This is a genomic window from Pseudomonas sp. AC172 (genome assembly GCF_979258595.1).
Window position 1 is genome coordinate 1,805,623 of the sequence record NZ_OZ409868.1, and the last position, 24,276, is coordinate 1,829,898.

The window sequence follows — 24,276 nt, forward strand, 5'->3', positions numbered from 1 at the left end:
CTAGCTCACGACTGCAGCACCCAACCCGCCCTAGAGGCGGGTTTTTACTTTCTGTCTCCGGGGTTTTGAAAAATGTCAGGAGACGACCATGCCGCACAGCCACGATCAGCAAACCCTGCTTGAGCACTACGTGAAAAAGATCCTCGCCGCGCCGGTGTACGACCTCGCGGTGCGCACGCCTTTGCAAGCGGCGCCGGCGCTGTCGGAGGCGCTGGGCAACCGGATTCTGCTCAAGCGTGAAGACCTGCAACCGACGTTTTCCTTCAAGATCCGTGGCGCCTACAACAAACTGGTGCAATTGAGCGACGAACAGAAGACGCTCGGGGTGATCACCGCATCGGCCGGCAATCACGCACAAGGTGTGGCGCTGGCAGCACGCGAGCTGGGTATCGCGGCGACCATCGTCATGCCGGCAACAACGCCGGAACTGAAAGTGCTGGGTGTGCGCAGTCGTGGCGCTGAAGCGTTGCTGCATGGCGAGAGTTTCCCGTTTGCGCTGGCCCATGCGCTGCAACTGGCGGAACAGACTGGACGCACCTTCGTGTCTCCGTTCGACGACCCGGAGGTGATCGCCGGGCAGGGCACCGTGGCGATGGAAATCCTCCGCCAGCATCAAGCCACGCTGGATGCGATTTTTATCCCGGTGGGCGGTGGCGGTCTGATCGCCGGCATCGCGGCCTACGTCAAATACCTGCGCCCGGAAGTGCGGATCATCGGCGTCGAATCAGAACACTCCGCGTGCCTGAAGGCTGCGCTCGAAGCCGATCAACGCGTCGTGCTGCCCACTGTGGGGACGTTCGCTGATGGCGTGGCGGTAGCGCAGATCGGCGCGTTCGGATTTGAGGTATGTCGCTTTTGCGTCGACGAAGTGATCACCGTCAGCAACGATGACCTCTGCGCGGCGATCAAGAATATCTACGACGATACCCGCTCAATCACCGAACCTTCTGGCGCCCTGGCCGTGGCCGGAATCAAGCAATACGTCGCGCGAACCGGGGTGCGCGAGCAGACATTCGTGGCGATCGACTCGGGCGCCAATATCAACTTCGACAGCCTGCGTCATGTCGCCGAGCGCGCCGCGGTGTGCGGCGTCTCGGCGTGAAGAGGTCTACGGCAGCAACGGGCGCAGGAAGCTGCGCTCATAGCTGACGATGAACTTCTTCTCGACCAGGCTGGCCACCAGTGCAGTGCTCTCCGGGTCAGTCATCGCGATGTGCCGATAGCTTTCGTAATCCGCCAGTGACGGAAAGCTGAACAGGCAATAAGCGATGTTGCTCGCGCCCTCGGACGGCAAAAAGTAGCCGTGATGCGTGCCGCCCAAGCGCTCGACGATGCCGAGCCAGGCCTTGGCGTAGGCCTCGAACTCGGGCAATTGGTATGGATCAATGACATATCGGACGTGGCAGGTAATCAAACGAAGCACTCCTTGCTCGGGTTATTCCTGCAGGGCTGTACCGACTTTGTCCGACGCCGACCAGATGCGATAGCGCACTTCGACGTCGGAGGGTGCATACACCACGACCGGCAACTTGCTGTTGTAACGCAGCATGAAACCGTCACCGACGACCGGCACGAACGCACGTTTCTTCTGGCTGCCGGGCGGGCAGGCCATCATCGTGCTCATCGGCCCAATGACCTTTTCCAGTCGATAGAACGGATAACCCCAGCCTTCAAGATTCTTCTCATCGAGAACACCGCCCAGACGCTGGCGATTGCAGTCCACTTCAAGGGTTTTGCCGGCGAGGATTTCCACCTGGAAGTTCTCTTCCTGCTCTTGCTTGGGCAAGTGAATGACCTGGCGGGTGAACCCGGCTTCAGCCTTCGGGTACGGCGCGACGTCTTCAAGCTTGGCGGCGTGGGCGAGGGTGGACAGGCTGGCGATGAACAGCCCGGTGGTCGCGTAAATGCGGAAAGAACCCATGGAAGCCTCCGTGCGGGCGTAGGGTGGATGACGGGCATTCTTACCGTCATGGGCCGTGATTGCAAACCAGCGTCGAATTGCAAATTGCAGTACCCGCCGAGGCCATTCTTGCAAATTGCAAGTAGCCAAATACTGGCACCACCGCCAAGTGCTTGATTTCATGAGGGTGAAAATGAACCGATGAAAGGCACGCTTTATGCGTCTTTTCAGTGCGGCGCACCGGCCTTGGGCGCCTACACTCCAATGGGCATTTCGCAGTACCACCGCTTGTCGCACCAGGGAAACAGCGGGGACACACCCGTGCAGGGGCAGCAACGGTCAGCGTGAATACTTGATTGGCATCTCACAGTAAGGAGAGGGTTTCGCCATGTTTCTGTCTGCCTTGGAACTACGCAATATCATTGAAAGCAGTTTTCTGCCGAAACGCTGCCAGTGCACGCTGTCGCCGGACTTGTCGATGACCGTCAAGGTTTTCGGCGATCACCAGACCGATCAGGTCGATCTGCTGGTCAGTGGCATCGACGCCAGCCACCTCAATGGCTGTCGTGAAATCAACGAACTGATCGCCGGGCTGCGCTCGGATCTGAACCAGCAAACTGTGCAACATCACTACAGCCCACGCTCCAGAGTCGTTTAACGCACCGTTTCACCCAGTTCGACCGTCACGCGCCGGGCCTGCACAAAGCCAAGGCCCAGCGCGAACTCGACCAGCACCGCGAGCAAAATCCCGGGGCCGGCATGGCCGTTCAGCCATTCCGCAAACCCCAACACAGCCAAACCAAAACAACCGACGATAAACCCGTTGCTCAGCGCATTGCGCCCCAGCGACGGCGGTGCGTTGCGCACCAGATAAAACATCACGCCCAACGCCGCAAACAGCACCGCACTGCGCCGCGCGACAAACCCGGCCCCTTCGGAATATTCAATGCTCCAGATCGCAAGCAGCATGTCCGGGACAAAGCCCCAGGCCAGCGCCAGCAAAAAACACAACGAACACGTGAAGCCCGACAACGAGCGAAACGACAACTGCATGGCCAATCCTTGCGGCAGTGAGGAGGGCTCCGAGCATAACCGCCGAAACTCCCCACGCCTACCGCAAACCCGCAAATCAGACGTTTCTGTCAGTTCTGGAAGTTGCACGCGTCAGACAATTTCCGGTAGCTGATCTCCTCGGGCTTACCGGCATTGTCGATGTACTTCATATCGGCCGTAACCACTTTGCACAGTTGCGTTGGCGGCTCGGTCAACGACACCACTTTGGCCACATGCAGCGGCATGCCGTACTCATACGGCACGGCTTTGGACGTGGCAGAGGTGTCATTGGCCTGGGCCAGCCCGGCAAACGCGGTGCAGGCGAGGGCGGCAGTGAGCAATAAAGGACGAATGTTCATGAAAGGACTCCCGAGTGACGGTTCTAGAGTTCGGCGTGATGCACCCGAACCTGCCGCACTGGGCGACAGCCAAAACGGCTGAGGGCGTGCGGTTCAGTAGAGTTTTTGACCACGGCGTTAAGGGATGGTTAACCGAGCTGAACGCCGGCTGTCAGGGAGTGCGGCGGTTTTCTTTGGAAGGTTTGGCGAATTCCTACAAAGGCTGGTGCCTTGTCTGCTTTCGACGGCTGGAGCGGGGCGGTTATTGTCGGTTGCCGCTGCAAAATCAGTGGTTCGGGTTTGGTCACCTGACAACCTCCCCATTGCAGATGTGCCATCATTTGCGCTGCGGACATCTACGTCCGTGCGGTGCATAGCTGTGGCGGCTGTGTGCAGGACGCCTTCGGGCGAGCTGAGTTGGGGTTGTTCTCGGTTGACCAAGTCTGCACACAGTCCGCCTCCCACTGTTTGGTCACAGTGCTGGCGGTTACTTTCGCCCCAATTGAGTAATCACCTATGCCGATAATCAAACTGCTACAAAACCGCTACCTCCCCCTCACAAGCAACGTCACCGAAACCCCGACACTGCTCATCGACACCCAAGCCAACCCGAAAGACATACTCGAAGCCGCCGTCCAGCGCATCCGCGCCGCCGCCGACCTGCTCGAAACCCTGCATTGCCTGTGCTTCAAGCACGCCGACGTGCAAGACATTCCGCACATTACCCATGCGCTTTACCTGCTGACGCAGGATGGCAATGACTTGCTCCAGGTCGCGCAGCAGCAAATGTTGAACTGGAAAGCGCCTGCTTGAGTTCACCCCTCAAAAAAGCCTGCCGTCGAAAGAGGGCAGGCTGAGTGGTTTAGCGATGGATTCGAAAAGCTCATTGTGATTGCAGGCTGCGAGCGTATTCGACCAGATCCTTGGGGTAGACCATGTGATCGATTTTGCTGTCGTCAATGCCATACAGAAAGGCAACAGCGCCTGCTTCAAATGCCCAATACCCTACGTAGGTTCCTTCCTCTCCTTGAAGATGGGAATCGTGCCAAGGGGCTTGCTTGAAGGCTCGATACCATTGCTGGCAGTATTTTTTAAGAAGTTTAGGCGGTTCGCCTTTCGTGTCGCTGTAGATTGCTTGGATAAGTAGTGTATAGACGTCGTGATACCACTCATCTATGTCGCGCCGATGTGGAATAACTGTGTTTAGCAAAGCCTCATAAAGGGTGTCTTCACCTGCATACCCTGCGTCGTCAATGAGTTTCACAAAGCGTAGGAGCAGGTCAGTCCGATGTAAAAGTATGCAAAGACTGATGACTTGAACGGCTTCTTCGTACTGATTGGGCCAGTCGTCGATTGCCAGAGGAGAAATGTTCGGCACGCCTAAATACTCGGCCAAAGTCTTTTGGCGAATTTCATATTTATCTATCAGTTCTTCAAGCATAGGAATAAGCTTTTCTATACGCTCACCCGCTGTATAGGTGGCAAATAGCTTTTCCAAAGCGAGCGTCTGGAAATATCTGGCGCGCTGAGATGCTTCCTCTAACGCACAGTCTGATTTGAATTTGTTTGTTGAGAACAAATTTAGAAGCTCATCATATTCCCTGAGGAAATTTTCATAGCGTGCGGCGCTAAAGAGTGTCTGTCGTATGTTCATGAGTATTCTGCTCCAATCGAATGGCCACATTTCTGGCGTATTCGACCAGGTCCCTTGGATAAATCATGTCATCTATTTTGCTATCGTCTATCCCGTATAAAAATGCGATAGCTCCCGCTTCTATAGCCCAGTACCCTACGTAATTGCCATCTTCGCCCTGTAAGTGCGAATCGTGCCATGGAGCTTGCTTAAAAGCGGGGTACCATTGACTACAGTATTTTTTCAGAAGTCTCGCTGCTTTCTTTTCGCTGTCTGCGTAGATAGTCTGTACTAAAGGAGAATAGACGTCGTGATACCACTGATCTATATCGTGTCTGCCAGGTAAAATTTTGCAAAGCAAATCTTCATAGAGTGTATCGGTGCCTTCGTAGCCGGCATTATCGATCAAAATTACAAAACGCTTAAGCAGATCTGTGCGATGTAATAGGATGCAAAGCCCTATGACTTGAACGCATTTTTCATATTGATAGGGGTAATCACTAATTGCTAATGGTGATATGTTAGGGCTCTTTTCGTATTGTGCTAGATTGATTTGCCATTCTTCATACTTGGAAACTAGATCTTCAAGTATCGGAATGAGCGCGGGAACTGCTTCTCCTGCTGTGTAAGTCGCTAAAAGCTTGTTCAGGGAAAGCCTTTGAAAAAATCTAGAGCGAAGCATTTCTTCTTCTTTGGAAGAATCTGATTTGAATTTTTTAGTGCGGTAAAAATCTATAGCATCGTCATATGCCTTCAGGAAGATGCTGTAATGATTTTCGCTATAAAAATGCTGTCTTTCCATCATGGTTGTTCCTCAAGCCTTGGTGGCGGTAATGCAACATGCCTTAGCTAAAGATTTGTCGTGGTTGCTTACGAGTGGTTTGGTTTTTCCCATAATGAAAGTAATTCTGGTTTTATTGGAGCGCCCGGAGTGTCGCTGCGCGAGGCGATACTTTGACAACGAAGATTCTTGCCCGGTTTTATGAATCTGGAATTTAATATTCATTTGCTGGCTTATGATTTCGGGCGTATTCGACCAAGTCCTTTGGATAAACCATGTGATCAATTTTGCTGTCATCTATCCCATATAAAAAGGCAATAGCACCTGCCTCAAAGGCCCAGTATCCGACATAATTTCCTTCTTCGCCCTGCAGATGAGTATCATACCAAGGAGCTTGTTTAAAGGCCGGGTACCATTGGGTGCAATATTCTTTTAGAAAGTTTGTGGCTTCTTCTTTGGTTTTTGCATATATGGCTTGCACTAGCGGAGAATAAACATCGTGGTACCATTGGTATATATCAGCTCTACCAGGTAACATTTTGCAGAGTAGATCTTCGTACAGTGTATCGTCGCCCGCATACCCAGCATTATCTATCAGATTAACAAAGCGCTTAAGCAGGTCTGTGCGATGTAATAGGATGCAAAGGCCTATAACTTGCACGCATTCCTCATACTCGTGTGGCCAATCGTCTATTGCGAGTGGTGAAATTTCTGGAGATTGTTCAGATGCGGCTAGTGCAGTCTGCCGGATTTCATATTTTTCAACTAGATATTCTAGTTGAGGAATCAGCAAGGATATTTCTTCGCCTGCTGTATACATGGCCATTAGCTTTCGAAGTGCTAAACGTTGAGAAAATCTTGAACGAAGTGTTGCTTCACCTTCGGATGTGTCGGACTTGAATTTGGTTGTTTTTAAGATTTCATTAGCTTCGCCGTGCTCTCTCAGGAAATTCTCGTAGTGGGCATCACTGAAGAATTTTTGTCTTTTCTGCATATATTAATGCCTAAACTTGGCTGTAACGGCAATTTATTGTAGAGCAATAGTCCATATCTCTAATTTAAATGTGTTATCAATATGTTTCGCTCAGTACCGAAAAATAAGCGCTGAGCGAACGATTCATTCTTCTCCTGACCAATACCAGAGTGTATCGCCCCAGCGGGAGTCGGTGATGTCAGGAAAAATTTCACCCTGTTGAAAGTGTCTCCGAGAGTTTTCCTGGGCTGGCGTAAACCAAAAATCTGTTTTGCTACAAGGTTGGCCCGCTTCAATGCGGTTGATAGTGTTATTTTTATCTGAAGTACTATGGCCTCGTGCGTATTCAACAAGATCCTTTGGATAAACCATATGGTTGATCTTGCGATCATCTATGCCGTATAGAAACGCGACAGCACCTGCCTCGAACGCCCAGTATCCAACATAGCTTCCTTCGTCACCCTGCAGATGAGAGTCGTGCCAAGGCGCTTGTTTAAATGCCGGGTACCATTCTTTGCAATATTCCGCCAACAGATCAGATGCTTCATCTTTTTCATCTGCGTAGATGGCCTGGAGAAGAGGCGTATAAACTTCGTGGTACCAGTCGTCAATGTCTTCTCTGTCGGGGAGCACTTTGCATAGAAGATCCTCATACAAAGCATCTTGACCATTGTAGCCTGCTTTATCAAAGAGTACGACGAATCGCTTTAGTAGATCTGTGCGGCGCAGCAGTATGCATAAGCTAATTACTTGAACACACTCTTCGTACTCATCTAGCCAGTCGTCAATGGCAAGCGGCGATATATCTACTATATTTTCAGATAGAGATAGTTTTTCCTGGCGGTTCTCATAGTGTGTAATGAGCTCTTCGAGAAGCGGTACTAACGAGGTTATTTCTAATCCGGCGGTGTACGAGATGAACAGTTTCTTTAGGGCTACGTTTTTGAAGTGCGTAGCTCTTAATGAGGCTTCTTGCTCTGGAGTGTCTGACTCGAATGTATTGTTCGCCCAGAACTCTTTAGTTCCCTCGCTATAGGCGAGGAAGTCGAAATGTCTGGCCTCGGTTAAAAATTCTTGTCTTCTTTTCATAACAGAGCTTTCAATCAAGGGTAAAAGTTATATCTGAAATTTTTTAGTATTTGTTGTGCAGCTTACTTGCAGGAAATTTCATTTGGTGAGGCGTGGAGTGGTGCCGGAAGTGTATCCAAGTATGATTATTTCCCGCGTCACATTCCTCGCTCAGCGCCTGAATAACAGCGCCGAGCGACCATTAGATTAGTCTATTCTTCGCCTGACCAATACCAAATAGTATCGCCCCATTTCGAATCGCCGAAACTAGGCATGATTTCTCCTTGATTGAAATGGCGGCGAGATTCCGCTTGAGCGGGGGTGAACCAGTATCCTGCTCTACTGCATGGTTGTCCGGCGTCTACGCGAGAAACCTCAGAAGTATTTGCAGGCTTGTAGTTTCTTGCATATTCAACCAAATCTTTCGGATAAACCATATGGCTGATCTTACTGTCATCGATACCATACAGAAAAGCTATCGCTCCAGCCTCAAGCGCCCAGTACCCAACATAACTTCCCTCATCGCCATCGCTATGTGTATCATGCCAAGGCGCTTGTTCAAAAGCTGGATACCAATTTTTGCAATATGTATCTAAATGCTCGGAAGCAATCTGTTTTTCCTCAGCATAAATTGCCTGAATTAGTGGTGTATAGATATCGTGATACCATTGATCTATATCTTCCCGATTGGGCAGTACTTTAATTAGTAGATCTTCATAAAGAGTGTCTGTGCCTGCATACCCTGCAGTGTCTATCAGTTGTACGAAGCGTTTTAAAAGATCTGTCCTGTGAAGAAGGATGCATAGACTTATCACCTGCATGCATTCTTCGTACTCATCCAGCCAGTCATCTATGATCAGCGGGGTGATGTTGGGTATCTGCTCGTAAATTGCAAGTTTATCCTGAAGAGTTTCGTAACTTTCTATCAGGTTTTCTAACGGTGACTCTAGGTTTCTTATTTCTTCTCCAGCTGTGTAGAGCATTAAAATATTTCTCAAGTAAAGTGCTTGGAAATTTCTCGCCCTTAAAGATTTTTCTTGCTCTGGAGAATCGGCCGTAAATAACTTGTCTTCCCAGAAGATGAACTCTTCTTTGTAGTTGTTTTTGAAATTCTCATATCGTTGCTGGGTTAGAAATTTCTGTCTTCTCATAGGTTTATGCCTCAATTTTTAGGGTGTCTAAGTTGCCGTACTTTTTAATTAGTGAGCGTTTTCTTTTATTGACGGCAGCTTTAACTGCATCTTCTTGGTAGTGAATCGCTTTGTGTTCTGCATGTGACTCCGCCTCGGATCTCTCGAACCTTGCTTTGGCATGAAGCTCAGAACTCTCAAGGTAGAGTGGTGAAAAAAACAAGTGTCGACTATATGAATATTTTACTTCTCTTACCAAGTTTTCAGGGACTGACTTGATAAGGTTTTTGTCAATCCACTCGTGACTCATCTGCACGTAAATACCTTTGCCAATTGGTTTGGTTTCGGGTTTTTTACCAGATGGCTTTGGTTTCCTTTTTCCACCATTTGACGGTGTAGCACCTCTTTTCCCTGTATTTTCAGGTTTTTCTTCGATGGGCTCCAGTAGCGTTGACGCGTCTACACCGTTTACTCCAAGTTTTGAGGCGATACTTGGCAAGCGTGTATTGCCAGTTTTTCGCATAAACTTTGGGGCATCTTCATCGCGGCTAGCTTTAGCTTCAACTATAGCGTATTTTTTATTGCTATTATTTTCTGGGGTTGCCCGCCAAACTGCATCGATACCCGTACCGTTGGCTGCATCGGTTAGTTTATACAGAATGTTCCAACGCTTGCTGCTGCCACCTTTAGATATTTTGCCCATCTTATTGGAACCGGGCTTGCCATTTATCCAGCTACCCTCAATGCCCTTATCGTGCCCGCTCCATTCTTTCCCCCAACCTAGAATCTCCGCGCATATATAATCAGCAATATGTTCGCCGCTTACACCTAAAGCCTCGTTGGTAACATCAAGTAGTGGGTTACGTCCCAGTTTGGTTGCATCGCTTTTCTTATCGGATGACCTGCTTGGATCGTCATTTCCTTGTTTGGCGACAGCAGGATCTTTTCCTGCAGGCTTCTTAATCTTGGCGGGTTTTGTTGTGCCTGATGCCGTTCCGGAGCTATTGCGCTGCATGCCTTTCCATTTCACCAGTCGTTTTTCAACGATCCCGACCATGGCCGGCATGTTGTCGCGGGAGGAGGCGAGGACGGTGACGACGGAGGTTTTTGCCCAGTTGGGCAGGCTCTGGAACGTCGAGGAGCCTTTGACGCCGGTGATGATTTCATCGAGTTCGCCGCGTAGCTTGCCAGCGTTGAATATCTGCTTGAGCAGTTCTTCGGGGCTGGTTTTGATTCCGCACTCTTGCAGGACGAAGCGGAGCAGGTCGAACAGTACCGGGGCATAGCGCTGCGGGTCTTTGTTGACGATGCGCAGGCTTTTTTTCAGGCCGTCGCCGGGGCCTGGAATCCAGCCGATGACGGCCATCAGCAGGTCGAACTGTGCGTCTTCCTTGCCATCGGTCGACTCTGCGTTGTAGAGGACGATTGCGGACTCAATGGTGTCGTAGGCATCGATGGCTTGCCCCAGGAACGGCACTGCGCCTAGCGCGATGCCTTTTGCCAGCTCAACGGCGGCTTCTTGATAGGCGGCGCTACGGTCTTCGCCGCCGTCGTTTGCGCTCTCAGCTACTGCCTCGCTCATGTCAGCCTCCCTGCGGCTTTCTCCACTAATGCTTGTAAATCAACCTGGTTCGGGTCCAGGCCGAGCTTGCGTAAATCTTCGTTAACTTTTTCGTCCGAGTTCTGCACCACCGCGACACTTTCGCGGCTGAACGGCCGTGGATCTTCGCCGTAATAGACTTTGGCTGGTCCTTTCGGCACGTCTTCCAACCGGGCGAAGCCGTCATCGTCCAGCACGCCTTCGCGGGTCGAGCCATCGGCAAAATCAACGCGATAAGACGCGCCCGGCACCGGTTCCAGATTGTCGTAGTGCAAATTCAACTCAAGCCACGTCGGGTTGGCCTTGGCTTTTTCCATCAGCCTTCCGGCGATGTCTGCCGCCGCCAACCCCGGAATCAACGGCACCAAAATCCCGATCCCGGTGCCCACGCCAGGCGCGCCGCCGGTATTGACCTTCACTTCAGCGCCGCTGATGGTCACGCCGCCGGCGTCGACCTTGACGAAACTGCCGCCAGCCTTGGCGGTGAGTTCCATGCCGGCGTTTACCACGACCTTGTCGCCGGCGTGGTAGTGGATTTCGCTGCCGGCTTCGACGAATTGAGCGGTGCCGACTTTTACGTGCTGGGTCACGCCGACGGTCAGGTGCTCGTCGGCGCGCATTTCGCTGATGCGGTCCAGATGGGTGATGCGGTGTTCTTCAACCTTGAATTCGCTCAGCGTGTTGGCTTCGACGGTGTCATGCCGTTCGTTGCCGACACGGATTTTCTGGTCGTGCTCGATGTTTTCGTCCCAGTCGCGTTGGGCGTGGATGTAGATCTGCTCGACGCCTTTCTTGTCTTCGATGCGGAACTCGTTGTAGCCCTTGCCGCCCGGTGAACTCAGGGTTTTGAAGGTGCTGCGGGTCTTGTTTGCCGGCAGGTCGTAGGGGACGACGTTTTCCTTGTGGTACAGGCAACCGGTGACCAGTGGCTGGTCGGGATCGCCTTCGAGGAAGGTGACGAGGACTTCCATGCCGATGCGCGGGATGGCGATGCCGCCGTACGCGGCGCCGGCCCAGCCGCTGGCGACGCGCATCCAGCAGGTGGTTTTGTCGTTGGACTGGCCGTCGCGGTCCCAGTGGAATTGCACTTTGATGCGGCCGTACTGGTCGCAGTGGATCTCTTCGCCTGCGGGGCCGGTGACGACGGCGGTCTGGCTGCCGAGGACTTTTGGTTTCGGGTGTTCAAGGGCAGGGCGGTAGTGCGCGTCCCATGGGGTGGCGAGGAAGCTGTTGCGGTAGCCCTGGTGGAAATCGCTTTTGTTGTCGGTGACGTCGCTGGTGACGTTTTCGCCGAGCACTTGCGGTTGTTTGCCTTCGTGGAAGACTTCCAGCAGCAGCCACAGGTCATTCCATTCGGCGCGCGGGTGTTCGGCGAGCGTGAGGAAATGGCCGCTGGTGAGGGTTGGTTCGTCACCTTTGCCTTCGGCGAGTTTGTAGTCGCTGCGATGGCGTTCGAGGGCGCGGGTGGAAAGGAACTTGCCGCGCTCGCGGGTGGTGAAACGGCCGGGGTAGTCGTAGTCCTCGAGGTCCGGGGCAAAGGGGCTTTTCGCCGTGCCTTCGGGGAGGATCTGCGGTTTTTCGAAGTCGTAGTCGCGGCGGCTGACGCGGGTGGTGCGGGTTTCCAGGCGCAGGTTGAAACGCTTGATCACCGGTTTGTCGGCGGCCATGCCAGAGTCTTGCTGGTAGCTCACCGGTTTCAGTTTGCGGAACACGGTCTGGTCATCGCCGAACACCAGTTTGTGGCCGCTGCTGCTGTGCTGGAAGTGGAAGTGAATGCCTTCTTCCTCGCACAGACGCTGGATGAAATGCAGATCGGATTCGTCGTACTGCACGCAGTAGTCGCGCTCCGGGTATTCGCCGCTGAGCTGGAAGCTGTAGGCGTCGGCAAGAATGCCGCGATCTTCCAGTACCTGAGCGATGATCTTCGGCACGGTCAGTTGCTGGAAAATCTGTTGATCGTGGTTGTGCCGCAGGTAGGCCAGTTGTGGCACCAGGCTGAGGCTGTAACGGGTCAGGGTCTTGCCGGAGTCGCCTTGCTCGATGCGATAGACCAGACCGTGGATCTTGCCTTCGCCGGTCGGGCCGAAAGTCAGGACGCCGGGCTTGTGCAACAGCTCTTCGAGTTTGAGGTCGGGGCGCGCGCTGACGAGTTCGAGGTCGAAACGGAACGGTTCGTTGAGGGCTTCGCGACCGGTGAAGCTGAGGACTTGCAGGTCGGCGTTGGCGCCTTCAAGCGTGAGGGTGATGTGGGTTGCGTTGGCGTCCAGCATGCCTTGAATTCCGTCCGTTGAATAAGCAGGTGACGGATGATGGAGGATTCGGCGGCCTCGTTCAAGGCACAAAAGCCGTAGGTCTGGCAGGTTTGCGGTATAGGGAAAACCCTTAGATGGGGTGTTTGGCCCAATGGAGCCGGGCATTTGTTGCGAGTTGGCGTTGATTGCCGGCAACTTTTCCCACAACCCTGGGTTGAAGAATCCTCAGTCAGATTCAGACTAAAGTCGCCTGTAGCACGTCAAAGCCATCTGCCATCATTGCCGCTCACCCCTGCGTGTTCACTTTCTCCTGGTTCAATCTGACCCGGGACGGGAGCTATTTTTCTGGCTTGTTGCGCGCTTGCGCAAACGCTGCATTGTTGGAGTTTTTCATGCGTCCCCCATTTCCCCTCATCACCCCGCGCCAGTCGTTTGGCTTCGGAGCCTTTGTGCTGTGCGCAGGTTTTACCGCACAGGTTCAGGCCAGCGGATTCTTTGAAGACACCACGGCGAAAATCGAATCGCGCACGGTGTACTTCAACCGCGATTTCCGTGATGGGCACACCGCGAACGATCAGGGCGCGTCCAAGCGTGAAGAGTCGGCACAGGGCTTTATTCTCAACCTGCAATCGGGCTACACCGAAGGTACCGTGGGTTTTGGTATTGATGCGCTGGGCATGCTCGGCTTTCAACTCGATTCCAGCCCGGATCGCAGCAACAGCGGCTTGCTGCCATCGGGCGGCAACGACCCGCGCGGCTCGAAAGGCCAATACGCGAAAATGGGCCTGACCGCCAAGATCAAGGTCTCGGACACGGTGTTGAAGTACGGCGCGCTGTTGCCGGATCTGCCGCTGCTGAAATACAACGACGGACGTTTGCTGCCGACGATGTTCAACGGCGCCATGCTGACTTCTAAAGAGGTGAAGGATCTGACCTTCATGGCCGCGCGCCTGGACAAGTACACCGCGCGCGATTCCACCGATTCGCAAGACATCCGCGTGCACTGCAAGAACAAGCGTTACGCCTGTAACACCACCGCCGATCATTTCGACATGTACGGCTTCGACTACAAGATCAACGATCGCCTGACCGCGCAATATCACTACGCCGAACTGGAAGACATTTATCGTCAGCACTTTGTCGGGCTGTTGGGTAATCAACCGTTAGGTGGCGGTGTACTTAAAGCGGATCTGCGCGTGCTGAAAAGTGCCGATAGCGGTGATGCCAAGGCCGGTTCCATCGATAACCGGGCGTTGAGCGGCATGCTGTCGTATGCGCACAGCGGTCACACGTTCAGCGCCGGTTGGCAGCGCATGAACGGCGATAACTCGATGCCGTACCTCGATGGCAGCAATCCGTATCTGGTCAACTATGTGCAGGTCAACGACTTCGCCGCTGCGCAGGAACGTTCCTGGCAACTGCGTTATGACTATGACTTCAAGGCCATTGGCATTAATGGTTTGAGCTTCCTGACCCGCTATGTGAACGGTGATCACATCAAGGTGTTGGGCAGTGATCAGGAAGGCAAAGAGTGGGAACGCGACAGCGAGTTGAAGTATGTGATTCAGACGGGCACGTTCAAGGATGTGAGTCTGCGTTTGCGTAATGCGACTTACCGTACCAACTATGAGAAGTTTGCCCGGGATGTGGATGAGACACGGTTGATTGTGAGTTATAGCTTTTCCGTGTTGTAAGGCATCGATCTGTAGCGTCTGATCGACTGCTTTCGCGAGCAGGCTCGCTCCCACATGGGTTCAATGCCGGACACAACATCTGTGTTCACTGAAGATCTATTGTGGGAGCGAGCCTGCTCGCGAAGGCGTCCTTACAACCAATGCCAGAACCGGCTCCAGAATCCCCGATTCAAATCCTCTTTGCACCCGGCATACTGCCGCGCATACACGTCCGAACGATTCTGCACTTTACGCGCTGTGGGCATCAGCCAGGCTTTGCTCGCGTAGGTCTTGTTGCGGAACCCGCCCCAGCCTTCGTGGTAGTTGAGGTACTGGTTATAGGCGTCGTATTTGTACACGCCGTTGATCGACGTGGTCTTGTCCATGTACCAGCCGACAAAGTCGATGGCGTCGTCGAAATCTTCGCGGTCGGCCCAGTTGCGGCCGGTGCTTTTCTGGTAATCGGCCCAGACTTCATCTTTGGCTTGCGCATAACCCGAGGCGGTTGATACGCGGCCCCACGGGATCACCCACAGCAGGTATTTGCGCGGGGTCTTGGCGTCGTAGCGGTAGCCGGATTCCTGATACATGATCGCGAAGGGCACCTGAATCGGCGCGCCCCAGCGTTTTTGCGTGACTTGCGCAGCGTCGTACCAGTCGCTTTTTTCGCGGAAGATTTCGCAGATGTCTTCCGGCGAACGGGGCGGCGAGGTGCCGCACCCGCTCAGTAGCGTTGCCAGTGTCAGTAGTCCAAGCGTCTGCCTGTAATTCAAAAGCGGTTATCCCGTCGTGCGCAAAAAGGCCGACAGTCTACGCGCTCAGCTCAATTGATGACGATAGGGCAGATCCGGGCCGGTCTTGCTGCAGGTCAGGGCGGCGGCTTGGACGGCGAACCTGAGCATGGCGTCGATCTGCTCGCGAGCGAGTTGCTGCACGCCTTTGACCGAATCCAGACCGTGCTCGGTCAGCCAGGTGATCAGCGCGGCCTGGAAGGTATCGCCCGCGCCAACGGTGTCGGCGATCTTCACCAAGGCTGCCGGGACTGACCAGCTGCCATGCTGGCGGCTGAACACGCTGGCGCCGTCGCCGCCACGGGTGAGGAAGACGATCTGGCAGCGATGTTCGAGCCAGCCTTCGATCACGCGTTGCGGGTCCTGTTCGGGGTAGAGCAGGCTCAGGTCTTCGTCGCTGACCTTGATCAGATCGGCCAGTGGTACCAGCGTCGCGATGCGTTCGCGCCACAAGTCGATGTTCGGCTCGGGATTGAGGCGTACGTTCGGGTCGAGGGTGATCAGGCGTTTGCCGCTCTCGCGCTGCACCAGTGTCAGCAAGGTGTCGCCGATCGGCTGCACCACCAGCGAGAACGAGCCAATGTGCAAACCGCGTACCTCGGGGCCAAGCGTCGGCAGATGCGCAAGACTCAGTTGCCGATCGGCACAGCCTTCGCCACGAAAGCTGTAGTGCGGCGAGCCATTGGCACCGACGGCGACCATGGCCAACGTGGTCGGGGCGGCGAAGTCCACCAGATAGTCCGGGCACACACCTTCATCCTGCAGCACTTGCTGCAAACGACGGCCGAGGTAGTCGGTGGACAGTCCACCAAACAAGGCCGAGTCCACGCCCAAACGGCGCAAACCGACGGCGACGTTGAACGGCGAACCGCCGGCAATCGCCTTGAAATTCACTTTCGAGGCCAGACCGCTGGCATCGTCTTCGCTGAAAAAATCAAACAGGGCTTCGCCACACACCAAATACATAATTGTTTGCTCTTTATAGGGTTGCGACATGCTGTTGATAGCGTTCATAGGCCTGCTGGAACGCCGCGACGTTGGCGGCAATCGGCAGGGTTTCACTGCTGGAATCGAGTTTCACGCAGCGCTGGCACAGGTCGGCGAGGCTGTCTTCGTGGCCGTTCGACCAGGATTTGCACCACGCCGCCTGAATCGCTGCGCCGAGGGCGGCGGCTTCGCTTTGTTCGGTGCAGATCACCGGGGTGTTCATGATGTCGGCGACGATCTGCCGCCATACCGCGCTTTTCGATCCGCCGCCGATCAGACAAATGCTGCGGCTTTGTAAACCATTGTGGCGGAGCAAATCCAGCCCGTAGCGCAAACCGAAGGTGGTGCCTTCGACGGCGGCGCGGCACAGATTGGCCTGGGTCAGGTTGTCCAGCGTCAAGCCGTGCAGGCTGCCGGTGGCGTGGGGCAGGGCGGGAACGCGCTCGCCGTTGAGGAATGGCAGCATGCTTACGCCGTCGGCACCGATGGGGGCCTGGGCGACGAGGTCGTTGAATTGTTCCAAATCAAGGTCGAACAATTCGCGAATCGCGCCAGTCGCATTGGTCAGGTTCATGGTGCAGATCAGCGGCAACCATCCACCGCTAGATGAGCAGAACGTCGCGACCGAGGCGTCCGGGCTGACTTTCGGCACTTCGGAATAGGCGTACACCGTGCCGGAAGAGCCGAGGCTCATGGTGATCGCGCCGGGCTGAATGTTGCCGGTGCCGATGGCGCCCATCATGTTGTCGCCGCCGCCGCTCGATACCAACGCGTCGGGGTTGATGCCGAGGTGTTCGGCAATCGCCGGCAGAATGGTGCCGACAGATTGATGTGCATCGATCAGCTCAGGCAGTGCGGCTTGCAGGCGTCCGCTGGCGTCGATGTCGCGCAGCAGTTGCAAGTCCCACTGGCGGGTGCGCACGTTGAAGTAGCCGGTGCCCGAGGCATCGCCATATTCGCTGCAGGCGCGACCGGTGAGCCAGAAGTTCAGGTAGTCGTGGGGTAATAGAATGCGTGCGATGCGCGAAAAGACCACGGGGTGCTGCTCTTTGGTCCAGAGCAGTTTCGACACGGTGTAGCCCGGCGCGATGACTACGCCGAGGCGTTCCAACGAGCCTTTTTCTCCGCCCAGATGCACCAGCAGACGGTCGTTTTCGGCGCTGGTTTCGGTGTCGCACCAGAGTTTGGCCGGGCGCAGGACTTCACCTTGATCATCGAGCAGGACCAGGCCGTGTTGCTGGCCGGAAACGCCGATGCCGAGGATTGACTGGCCATCGACATTTGCCGCCAGTAGTGCGCGGCGGGTGGCGAGGGCGAAGGCTTCGAGCCATTGCTGGGTGTCTTGCTCGCGGCGGCCGTTGGCGCCGCTGATCATCGTGTGTGCGGCGGCGCCCTGGCCGAGGACTTGACCGTTGGCGGCGTCGAGGATGATGGCTTTGGTGCCTTGGGTGCCGCAGTCGATGCCTAGGAACAGTTGTTGTGTTGTCATGTGTGAACCCGTTGGGTTGCGGTGAAGATCAAGAGCTACCCCCTCACCCCAGCCCTCCCGAAACGTCGGACCGCCCCCAAGGGGGCGAGGGGGAAAGGGAGCTGATCGGGGGCTGTTCAAAAGCTGAGTTCGACTCCGGTTCTCTAAATCAGGTGCTGTTCAATACCTGAGTTCGACTCCGGGCGTTCAGGTCGATGTAACTTGCACAGACCACTCGGTCAGTCCCCTCTCCCTTTGGGAGAGGGCTAGGGTGAGGGGCTTTTCAGGCAAGAATCCGCTCCAGCGTCCGCGTCACTCCATCCTCGCGCAAGCTATTGCAGCACCACTCAAACGCCGCGACAAACTCCGCCGAACGCGGTATCGCCGTGCCGAAAATCTCCTCAACCGCCAACAACCGCTGCGTAATTAAAGCATCGTCCGCCACCAACGCCTGACAAAACGCCGCGCGTGGATCAGGAATCGAATAGGTATCACCATTCTCATCGACACCCTTCAAATACAACGCCCAAGCAGCGGCCACCAACGCCGCACGCTTGGTCTCCTGCCCATCGGCAATCAACCGGTTGATCGTCGGAATGGTGAACTTGGGAAACTTCGACGAACCGTCCGAACACACCCGCTCCAGCTGATCGGCAATCGCCTGATTGGAAAAACGCGCCACCAATGTGTTTTTGTAATCCGTCAGGTCAATACCCGGCACCGGCGCCAGTTGCGGTGTCACGTCCAGGTCCATATAAGCACGCATATAGCGCACGAACAGCGGGTCATTCATGGTTTCGTGAACAAACCGATAGCCCTTCAAAAAGCCCAGATACGTCAGCGCCAGGTGGCTGCCGTTGAGCAGTTTGATTTTCATTTCTTCATAGGGCGAAACATCGTCGGTGAACTGCACGCCGACCTTTTCCCAAGCCGGGCGACCGTTAACGAATTTGTCTTCCAGCACCCACTGCACGAACGGTTCGCAGACCACCGGCCAGGCATCGTCGACGCCGTGTTTGTCGGCCAGTTGCAGGCGATGTGCGGTGCTGGTCATGGGGGTGATGCGATCGACCATGGCGTTGGGGAAACTGACGTTGGCGTCGATCCAGCTGCACAGATTGCTATTGCGTAGCGTGGCAAACGCCAGCAGCGCCTTGCGCGTCACGGCGCCGTTGTGCGGCAGGTTATCGCAGGACATCACGGTAAACGCCGGGATGCCCGCCGCGCGGCGTTTTTCCAGTGCTGCACACAAGAAGCCGAACACGGTTTTCGGGTTTTGCGGGTGGGCCAGATCGTGTTGGATCTGCGGCAAGTGCGCCATGAATTCGCCGTTGCTGTCGTCGATGCAGTAACCGCCCTCGGTGATGGTCAGCGAGACGATACGAATCTGCGGGTCGGCGAGCTTGTCGATCAACGCCTGAGCACCGTCCTCGGACAGCAGCATGTCGCGAATCGCGCCAATCACGCGGACTTCGGTGTCGTCGCTGTCGCCGAGTTCGAACAGGGTGAACAGGTAATCCTGTTCCTTGAGGTCATCGCGGGCGCGGCGGTCTTCGGCGCGCAGGCCAACGCCGCAAATCGCCCAGTCGAGGGCTTCGCCGGTGTTCATCAGGGCGTCGGTGTAATAGGCCTGATGCGCGCGGTGGAAGCCGCCGACACCGATGTGGGCGATGCCCTGACGGGTGTCGCTGAGGCTATAGGCCGGCAGTTGCACTTCGGCGGCCAGACGATGGAGGTTCTGTTGATTGAGTTTCATCGGGAGTTCTCGAAATCAGGCCGCAGCGCGCAGCGGGCGGGTTAACGCGACACCTTCGGCATCGAATAAATGGCAGTGCGCCGGGTCGAGGTGCAGGCTCAGTTGTTCGCCGTAACGGCTGGCCAGATCACCGCGTACGCGCATGGTCAGCGCTTCGCCGGCGTTGGTGGTGACGTGGCAGAAGGTGTCGCTGCCCAAGCGTTCACTAACGTCGGCGGTGACTTGCAGGGTGCAGTCGCCCGCTTGCGCCAGTTCCAGATGTTCCGGGCGAATGCCAAGGGTTACGGTGCTGCCGACACTCAGGTTGGCGGCGTTGAACGGCAGGGTGATGCGCGTGCCAGCGTCCAGTGACACTTCGCAGCTCTGGGCATCGACGCGGGCGATCTTGCCCTTGAGGAAACCCATTTTCGGTGTGCCGAGAAACCCGGCGACGAACAGATTGGCCGGTTGGTGATACAGATCCAGCGGTGAGCCGACCTGTTCGATCTTGCCGCCATTGAGTACCACAACCTTGTCGGCCATGGTCATCGCTTCGACCTGATCGTGGGTCACGTAAATCATCGTCGCTTGCAGGTCTTTGTGCAGACGCAGCAACTCCAGACGCATCTGTACGCGCAGCGCGGCATCGAGGTTGGACAGTGGCTCGTCGAACAGGAAGATTTTCGGGTTGCGCACGATAGCGCGGCCAATCGCGACGCGCTGACGCTGGCCGCCGGAGAGCTGTTTGGGCTTGCGCTCAAGCATCGGGCCGAGCTCGAGGATGCGCGCTGCCTCGCCGACTTTCTTCTCGACTTCGGCTTTGGGTACGCCGGCCAGATCGAGGGCGAACGACATGTTTTTCTTCACGGTCATGTGCGGATACAGCGCGTAAGTCTGGAACACCATCGCCAGATCGCGCTTGGCCGGGCTGACTTCGGTGATGTCGCGGCCATCGAGTTCGATGGTGCCGTCGCTGACTTCTTCCAGACCGGCGATCAGCCGCAGCAGGGTGGATTTGCCGCAGCCCGACGGGCCGACGAAGACCACGAATTCCTTGTCGTTCACTTCAAGGTCGATGCCTTTGATGATGGAGAAGCCTTCGAAGCCTTTTTGCAGATTCTTGATTTTCAGGTTGGCCATGATGATGGGCCTCCGCAATTTATTATTCAGATGAACCGGATCGGCTTTTCTGTGGGAGCGAGCTTGCTCGCGAAGGGGGCGTGTCAGTCACCATCATTGTTGGATGACACTCCGCTTTCGCGAGCAAGCTCGCTCCCACAGGGGATAGGGTTGGGTTCGGGATCTTCATTTCACGGCGCCAAACGAGAGGCCGCGCACCAGTTGTTTCTGGCTGATCCAGCCGAAGATAAGAATCGGCGCACACGCCAGGGTCGACACCGCCGACAACTTGGCCCAGAACAACCCTTCCGGACTCGAATACGAGGCGATCAACGCCGTCAGTGGCGCGGCTTTTGACGAGGTCAGGTTCAGCGACCAGAACGCCTCGTTCCAGCACAGAATCAACGACAGCAGTACGGTCGAGGCGAGGCCGCCCTTGGCGATCGGCAGCAGTACGCGAACCATTTCCTGCCACAGCGTAGCGCCGTCGAGGCGGGCGGCTTCGAGGATGTCTTTGGGGATGTCTTTGAAGTAGGTGTAAACCATCCAGACCACGATCGGCAGGTTGATCAGCGTGTAGATCACAATCAGTGCGATGCGCGTGTCGAGCAGGCCGAAACTCTTCGCCAGCAAGTAGATCGGCATCAGCACGCCCACCGGCGGCAGCATCTTGGTCGAGAGCATCCACAGCAGCGTGCCTTTGGTGCGCTGGGTTTCGTAGAAGGCCATCGAGTACGCCGCCGGCACCGCAATCAGCAGGCACAGGGCCGTGGCGCTAAAGGAAATCACCACCGAGTTCCAGGCGAAACTGAAGTAGTCGCTGCGCTCGTTGATGTGCAGGTAGTTCTCAAGCGTCGGCGTGAAGATGAACTGCGGCGGCGTGGCGAACGCGTCGATTTCGGTTTTGAAACTGGTCATCACCATCCAGAAGATCGGGAAGAAAATCACGATCGCGATGGCCCAGGCCAGGGTGCCGAGCAGCAGGCTTTGCAGCCGGCGGGATTGTTGGAGAGTCATGGCAGGCCTCAGGCTTTGTCAGTCAGGTTTTTGCCGATCATCCGCACCAGAATGATCGCGGCAATGTTGGCGATGACCACGGCAATCAAGCCGCCCGCCGAAGCCATGCCGACGTCGAACTGCACCAGCGCCTGGTTGTAGATCAGGTAGGCGAGGTTGGTCGAGGCGTAGCCGGGGCCGCCGTTGGTGGTGGTGAAAATCTCGGCGAACACCGACAGCAGGAAGATCGTCTCGATCATCACCACCACGGCAATCGGACGCGCCAGATGCGGCAGGGTCAGGTGCCAGAAGATCGCGATCGGTCCGGCACCGTCGAGGCGCGCGGCTTCTTTCTGTTCCTGGTCCAGCGACTGCATGGCCGTCATCAGGATCAGGATCGCGAACGGCAGCCATTGCCACGAGACAATGATGATGATCGACAGCAGCGGGTAGTGCGCGAGCCAGTCCACCGGTTGCGCGCCGAACAGCTTCCAGATGTAGGCGAGGATCCCTGAGACCGGGTGGAAAATCAGGTTCTTCCAGATCAGCGCGCCAACCGTGGGCATGATGAAGAACGGCGAAATCAGCATGACCCGGACGATGCCGCGCCCGAGAAACTCACTGGCCTCCAGCAAGGCACTGATCAACACGCCAAGGACCACGCTGATCAGCAACACGCTACCGACCAGCAACAGCGTGTTGGTCGCGCCGGGCATGAAACCCGAATCCGTCAGGAAGTAAGTGAAGTTCTCCAGCCCGACGAATTCGTTTTCACCGGGGTAGAGCAGGTTGTAGCGGATCATCGAGAAGTAGATGGTCATGCCCAGCGGCACGATCATCCACAGCAGCAACAGGGCCACCGAAGGGCTGACCAGAAACCAGCCGGGATTGCGTACGCGGACCTTGCGCGCAGGTTGCGACAGGTCGAGGTGGGCTTTGGCAGTTGAAGTATTCATGGCGATCACAACCAATTGGGTGCAGAAACATGTTCAGGAAAGACAACATTCCTGACATCGGCGCGGACCCTGTGGGAGCTGGCTTGCCAGCGATAGCGATAGTTCAGCCGATAGCAATGTCGAAGGTGCCGGCCTCATCGCTGGCAAGCCAGCTCCCACAGGTTTAGAGGCGGTTACTTGGGATAACCGGCGCGCTTCATCTCGCGTTCAGTGGTTTGCTGCGCGGCAGCCAAAGCTTGATCCACCGTGGTCTGGCCGATCAGCGCCGCTGAGAACAGCTTGCCAACCTGCGTACCCACGGCCTGGAACTCAGGAATGGTCACCAGTTGAATGCCGATATAGGGCACCGGTTTCAACGTCGGTTTGCTCGGGTCAGCCGCTTTCAGCGATTCCAGAGTGACCTTGGCGAACGGCGCGGCGCTCATGTAAGCGTCGCTGTAGGTCGAGGCGCGGGTACCGGGCGGAACGTTGGCGATGCCGTCGGTCTTCGCCACCAGCTCGCCGTACTCTTTTGACGTCGCCCAGGCACTGAATTCTTTGGCGGCGTCTTTGGCTTTGGAGCTGGTCGGAATCGCCAGCGCCCACGAGTACAGCCAGGCCGAACCCTTGTCGGTGACTTGGTGCGGGGCAAAAGTGAAGCCGACGTGATCGGCAACCTTGCTTTGAGTCTTGTCGGTAACGAACGAACCGGCGACGCTGGCATCGACCCACATCGCGCATTTACCGCTGTTGAACAGCGCAAGGTTTTCGTTGAAACCGTTGCTGGAGGCACCCGGCGGGCCGGATTTCTTCATGGTGTCGACGTAGAAGTTCAGCGCGTTTTTCCACTCAGGCCCGCTGAATTCCGGTTTCCACTGCTCATCGAACCAGCGCGCGCCGTAAGCATTGGCGACGGTGGTGATCAGCGCCATGTTTTCGCCCCAGCCAGCCTTGCCGCGCAGGCAGATGCCGTATTGCTCTTTGTCTTTGTTGGTGAGTTTTTCGGCGAACCCGGCGATCTGCTCCCAAGTCGGCCGTTCCGGCATGGTCAGGCCGGCATCCTTGAACAGGTCGGTGCGGTAATAGGTGATCGAGCTTTCCGCATAGAACGGCAGGGCGTACAGCGAACCCTTGACTGACAGGCCTTCACGCACCGACGGGAACACATCGTCGAGGGCATAACCGGCCGGCAGATCCTTCATCGGTTCCAGCCAGCCTTTGGCGCCCCACAGTGCGGCTTCGTACATGCCGATGGTCAACACGTCGAACTGACCGCCCTGAGTGGCGATGTCGGTGGTCAGGCGTTGGCGCAGAACGTTTTCTTCGAGCACCACCCAATTGAGCTTGATGTCCGGATGCTCGGTCTCGAAGGTTTTCGAGAGCTTTTGCATGCGGATCATGTCGCTGTTGTTGACGGTGGCGATGGTCAGGGTCTGGGCGCCAAGGCTGACGCTGCTGAGGGTCATGCAGGTGAGGGCAAGCAGAGCTTTTGCAGTGGGTTGCATCGTGCACTCCTTTTCTGCACCCGGTGGGTTACAGAAGGACAGTTATTGTTTTTGTGTCTTCCTGTGCAGGAAGAATGTGCACTGATTACAGCCTTCAATCGCAGGGCTGACAAATCATCCCTAGCACTTTTATCGATACTTTTTTGCACTGGTGTTTGACGGCGAAAACGCAAGGAAGGGGTTTTCAGCGGTGCTTGGCTTTCGGTTGCGTATTGGTTTCAGCGGCAAATGCGCAAACCTGTGGGAGCTGGCTTGCCAGCGATAGCGGTGGGGCAGTCAATGAAGATGTCGGCAGTGAGGGCCGCATCGCTGGCAAGCCAGCTCCCACATTAGTCCGGA

The 24,276-nt window shown here is 55.7% G+C and carries 22 protein-coding genes and 1 pseudogene; 4 read left to right on the plus strand and 19 right to left on the minus strand.

What is annotated here, in order from left to right; all coding sequences use genetic code 11:
* Nucleotides 1-88: 88 nt before the first annotated feature.
* Nucleotides 89-1,078, plus strand: a pseudogene (gene ilvA / locus ACZ0A4_RS08145) (threonine ammonia-lyase, biosynthetic); the annotation flags it as partial.
* 30 nt (nt 1,079-1,108) lie between these two features.
* Here ilvA and ACZ0A4_RS08150 read toward each other — a convergent pair.
* Together ACZ0A4_RS08150 and eco are read right to left on the minus strand one after the other, a co-directional pair.
* On the minus strand, nt 1,109-1,414 hold the full coding sequence (locus ACZ0A4_RS08150) for an NIPSNAP family protein (protein WP_064362707.1): 306 nt from the start codon (nt 1,412-1,414) through the stop codon (nt 1,109-1,111).
* Between the two features lie 21 nt (nt 1,415-1,435).
* A complete protein-coding gene (eco, locus tag ACZ0A4_RS08155) occupies nt 1,436-1,921 on the minus strand; it encodes a serine protease inhibitor ecotin (protein WP_463573998.1) in 486 nt (161 codons plus the stop codon).
* Nucleotides 1,922-2,288: 367 nt separating this feature from the next.
* Here eco and ACZ0A4_RS08160 point away from each other — a divergent pair, with 367 nt between their 5' ends.
* Nucleotides 2,289-2,558, plus strand: coding sequence for a DUF1652 domain-containing protein (locus ACZ0A4_RS08160; RefSeq protein WP_007912157.1), 270 nt, complete (start codon nt 2,289-2,291; stop codon nt 2,556-2,558).
* Here ACZ0A4_RS08160 and ACZ0A4_RS08165 read toward each other — a convergent pair.
* Both ACZ0A4_RS08165 and ACZ0A4_RS08170 read right to left on the minus strand, forming a co-directional pair.
* Nucleotides 2,555-2,953, minus strand: coding sequence for a hypothetical protein (locus ACZ0A4_RS08165; protein ID WP_463573999.1), 399 nt, complete (start codon nt 2,951-2,953; stop codon nt 2,555-2,557). The genes ACZ0A4_RS08160 and ACZ0A4_RS08165 overlap by 4 nt on opposite strands.
* Before the next feature lie 89 nt (nt 2,954-3,042).
* Nucleotides 3,043-3,312: a DUF2790 domain-containing protein gene (locus tag ACZ0A4_RS08170; RefSeq protein WP_016985200.1), complete on the minus strand. Its 270-nt coding sequence runs from the start codon at nt 3,310-3,312 to the stop codon at nt 3,043-3,045.
* A 495-nt stretch (nt 3,313-3,807) separates the two neighbouring features.
* On the opposite strand from ACZ0A4_RS08170, the gene ACZ0A4_RS08175 reads away from it, so the two are divergent.
* Entirely contained in the window at nt 3,808-4,104 is a 297-nt protein-coding gene (locus ACZ0A4_RS08175) for a hypothetical protein (RefSeq protein ID WP_093431206.1), read from the plus strand.
* Between the two features lie 70 nt (nt 4,105-4,174).
* On the opposite strand, the gene ACZ0A4_RS08180 is transcribed toward ACZ0A4_RS08175, so the two are convergent.
* From ACZ0A4_RS08180 to ACZ0A4_RS08210, 7 genes are all read right to left on the minus strand, one after another.
* A complete protein-coding gene (locus ACZ0A4_RS08180) occupies nt 4,175-4,945 on the minus strand; it encodes a PoNe immunity protein domain-containing protein (protein ID WP_463574001.1) in 771 nt (256 codons plus the stop codon).
* On the minus strand, nt 4,920-5,729 hold the full coding sequence (locus ACZ0A4_RS08185) for a PoNe immunity protein domain-containing protein (RefSeq protein ID WP_463574003.1): 810 nt from the start codon (nt 5,727-5,729) through the stop codon (nt 4,920-4,922). The genes ACZ0A4_RS08180 and ACZ0A4_RS08185 overlap by 26 nt, the downstream gene beginning before the upstream one ends.
* Nucleotides 5,730-5,919: 190 nt before the next feature.
* Entirely contained in the window at nt 5,920-6,699 is a 780-nt protein-coding gene (locus tag ACZ0A4_RS08190; RefSeq protein ID WP_463574004.1) for a PoNe immunity protein domain-containing protein, read from the minus strand.
* 123 nt (nt 6,700-6,822) lie between these two features.
* Nucleotides 6,823-7,767, minus strand: coding sequence for a PoNe immunity protein domain-containing protein (locus tag ACZ0A4_RS08195; protein WP_463574006.1), 945 nt, complete (start codon nt 7,765-7,767; stop codon nt 6,823-6,825).
* 191 nt (nt 7,768-7,958) lie between these two features.
* Nucleotides 7,959-8,897 (minus strand): PoNe immunity protein domain-containing protein, encoded by a 939-nt coding sequence (locus ACZ0A4_RS08200; RefSeq protein ID WP_463574008.1) that lies wholly within the window; start codon nt 8,895-8,897, stop codon nt 7,959-7,961.
* Between the two features lie 4 nt (nt 8,898-8,901).
* Nucleotides 8,902-10,458 (minus strand): hypothetical protein, encoded by a 1,557-nt coding sequence (locus ACZ0A4_RS08205; RefSeq protein ID WP_463574010.1) that lies wholly within the window; start codon nt 10,456-10,458, stop codon nt 8,902-8,904.
* Nucleotides 10,455-12,746: a type VI secretion system Vgr family protein gene (locus ACZ0A4_RS08210; RefSeq protein WP_463574011.1), complete on the minus strand. Its 2,292-nt coding sequence runs from the start codon at nt 12,744-12,746 to the stop codon at nt 10,455-10,457. Before ACZ0A4_RS08210 ends, ACZ0A4_RS08205 begins: the two co-directional genes overlap by 4 nt.
* 374 nt (nt 12,747-13,120) lie before the next feature.
* Here ACZ0A4_RS08210 and ACZ0A4_RS08215 point away from each other — a divergent pair, with 374 nt between their 5' ends.
* On the plus strand, nt 13,121-14,422 hold the full coding sequence (locus ACZ0A4_RS08215; protein ID WP_463574012.1) for an OprD family porin: 1,302 nt from the start codon (nt 13,121-13,123) through the stop codon (nt 14,420-14,422).
* Between the two features lie 131 nt (nt 14,423-14,553).
* On the opposite strand, the gene ACZ0A4_RS08220 is transcribed toward ACZ0A4_RS08215, so the two are convergent.
* The 8 genes from ACZ0A4_RS08220 to ACZ0A4_RS08255 all read right to left on the minus strand — a co-directional run bounded on the left by ACZ0A4_RS08220 (nt 14,554) and on the right by ACZ0A4_RS08255 (nt 23,937).
* Nucleotides 14,554-15,174: a transglycosylase SLT domain-containing protein gene (locus ACZ0A4_RS08220; RefSeq protein WP_463574014.1), complete on the minus strand. Its 621-nt coding sequence runs from the start codon at nt 15,172-15,174 to the stop codon at nt 14,554-14,556.
* A gap of 45 nt (nt 15,175-15,219) precedes the next feature.
* Nucleotides 15,220-16,158: a carbohydrate kinase family protein gene (locus tag ACZ0A4_RS08225; RefSeq protein ID WP_463574016.1), complete on the minus strand. Its 939-nt coding sequence runs from the start codon at nt 16,156-16,158 to the stop codon at nt 15,220-15,222.
* A gap of 13 nt (nt 16,159-16,171) precedes the next feature.
* On the minus strand, nt 16,172-17,668 hold the full coding sequence (xylB, locus tag ACZ0A4_RS08230) for a xylulokinase (RefSeq protein WP_463574017.1): 1,497 nt from the start codon (nt 17,666-17,668) through the stop codon (nt 16,172-16,174).
* 262 nt (nt 17,669-17,930) lie between these two features.
* Nucleotides 17,931-19,403: a mannitol dehydrogenase family protein gene (locus ACZ0A4_RS08235; protein ID WP_463574018.1), complete on the minus strand. Its 1,473-nt coding sequence runs from the start codon at nt 19,401-19,403 to the stop codon at nt 17,931-17,933.
* Nucleotides 19,404-19,418: 15 nt separating this feature from the next.
* Nucleotides 19,419-20,522 carry an ABC transporter ATP-binding protein gene (locus ACZ0A4_RS08240; RefSeq protein WP_463574019.1) on the minus strand — a complete coding sequence of 368 codons (1,104 nt, stop codon included), beginning with the start codon at nt 20,520-20,522 and terminating at the stop codon, nt 19,419-19,421.
* Nucleotides 20,523-20,687: 165 nt separating this feature from the next.
* Nucleotides 20,688-21,518 (minus strand): carbohydrate ABC transporter permease, encoded by an 831-nt coding sequence (locus ACZ0A4_RS08245; protein ID WP_034154211.1) that lies wholly within the window; start codon nt 21,516-21,518, stop codon nt 20,688-20,690.
* An 8-nt stretch (nt 21,519-21,526) separates the two neighbouring features.
* Entirely contained in the window at nt 21,527-22,453 is a 927-nt protein-coding gene (locus ACZ0A4_RS08250; protein WP_038367588.1) for a carbohydrate ABC transporter permease, read from the minus strand.
* Between the two features lie 173 nt (nt 22,454-22,626).
* The gene (locus ACZ0A4_RS08255; protein WP_463574021.1) at nt 22,627-23,937 is read right to left on the minus strand and encodes an ABC transporter substrate-binding protein; all 1,311 of its coding nucleotides are present in this window, start codon (nt 23,935-23,937) and stop codon (nt 22,627-22,629) included.
* Between the last annotated feature and the right edge of the window lie 339 nt (nt 23,938-24,276).

What these genes read in the sequence shown, in the direction of transcription:
- eco (WP_463573998.1), bottom strand. Translation starts at nt 1,921, where the DNA reads ATGGGTTCTTTCCGCATTTACGCGACCACCGGGCTGTTCATCGCCAGC.
- ACZ0A4_RS08160 (WP_007912157.1), top strand. Translation starts at nt 2,289, where the DNA reads ATGTTTCTGTCTGCCTTGGAACTACGCAATATCATTGAAAGCAGTTTT.
- ACZ0A4_RS08165 (WP_463573999.1), bottom strand. Translation starts at nt 2,953, where the DNA reads ATGCAGTTGTCGTTTCGCTCGTTGTCGGGCTTCACGTGTTCGTTGTGT.
- ACZ0A4_RS08170 (WP_016985200.1), bottom strand. Translation starts at nt 3,312, where the DNA reads ATGAACATTCGTCCTTTATTGCTCACTGCCGCCCTCGCCTGCACCGCG.
- ACZ0A4_RS08175 (WP_093431206.1), top strand. Translation starts at nt 3,808, where the DNA reads ATGCCGATAATCAAACTGCTACAAAACCGCTACCTCCCCCTCACAAGC.
- ACZ0A4_RS08180 (WP_463574001.1), bottom strand. Translation starts at nt 4,945, where the DNA reads ATGAACATACGACAGACACTCTTTAGCGCCGCACGCTATGAAAATTTC.
- ACZ0A4_RS08185 (WP_463574003.1), bottom strand. Translation starts at nt 5,729, where the DNA reads ATGATGGAAAGACAGCATTTTTATAGCGAAAATCATTACAGCATCTTC.
- ACZ0A4_RS08190 (WP_463574004.1), bottom strand. Translation starts at nt 6,699, where the DNA reads ATGCAGAAAAGACAAAAATTCTTCAGTGATGCCCACTACGAGAATTTC.
- ACZ0A4_RS08195 (WP_463574006.1), bottom strand. Translation starts at nt 7,767, where the DNA reads ATGAAAAGAAGACAAGAATTTTTAACCGAGGCCAGACATTTCGACTTC.
- ACZ0A4_RS08200 (WP_463574008.1), bottom strand. Translation starts at nt 8,897, where the DNA reads ATGAGAAGACAGAAATTTCTAACCCAGCAACGATATGAGAATTTCAAA.
- ACZ0A4_RS08205 (WP_463574010.1), bottom strand. Translation starts at nt 10,458, where the DNA reads ATGAGCGAGGCAGTAGCTGAGAGCGCAAACGACGGCGGCGAAGACCGT.
- ACZ0A4_RS08210 (WP_463574011.1), bottom strand. Translation starts at nt 12,746, where the DNA reads ATGCTGGACGCCAACGCAACCCACATCACCCTCACGCTTGAAGGCGCC.
- ACZ0A4_RS08215 (WP_463574012.1), top strand. Translation starts at nt 13,121, where the DNA reads ATGCGTCCCCCATTTCCCCTCATCACCCCGCGCCAGTCGTTTGGCTTC.
- ACZ0A4_RS08225 (WP_463574016.1), bottom strand. Translation starts at nt 16,158, where the DNA reads ATGTATTTGGTGTGTGGCGAAGCCCTGTTTGATTTTTTCAGCGAAGAC.
- xylB (WP_463574017.1), bottom strand. Translation starts at nt 17,668, where the DNA reads ATGACAACACAACAACTGTTCCTAGGCATCGACTGCGGCACCCAAGGC.
- ACZ0A4_RS08235 (WP_463574018.1), bottom strand. Translation starts at nt 19,403, where the DNA reads ATGAAACTCAATCAACAGAACCTCCATCGTCTGGCCGCCGAAGTGCAA.
- ACZ0A4_RS08240 (WP_463574019.1), bottom strand. Translation starts at nt 20,522, where the DNA reads ATGGCCAACCTGAAAATCAAGAATCTGCAAAAAGGCTTCGAAGGCTTC.
- ACZ0A4_RS08245 (WP_034154211.1), bottom strand. Translation starts at nt 21,518, where the DNA reads ATGACTCTCCAACAATCCCGCCGGCTGCAAAGCCTGCTGCTCGGCACC.
- ACZ0A4_RS08250 (WP_038367588.1), bottom strand. Translation starts at nt 22,453, where the DNA reads ATGAATACTTCAACTGCCAAAGCCCACCTCGACCTGTCGCAACCTGCG.
- ACZ0A4_RS08255 (WP_463574021.1), bottom strand. Translation starts at nt 23,937, where the DNA reads ATGCAACCCACTGCAAAAGCTCTGCTTGCCCTCACCTGCATGACCCTC.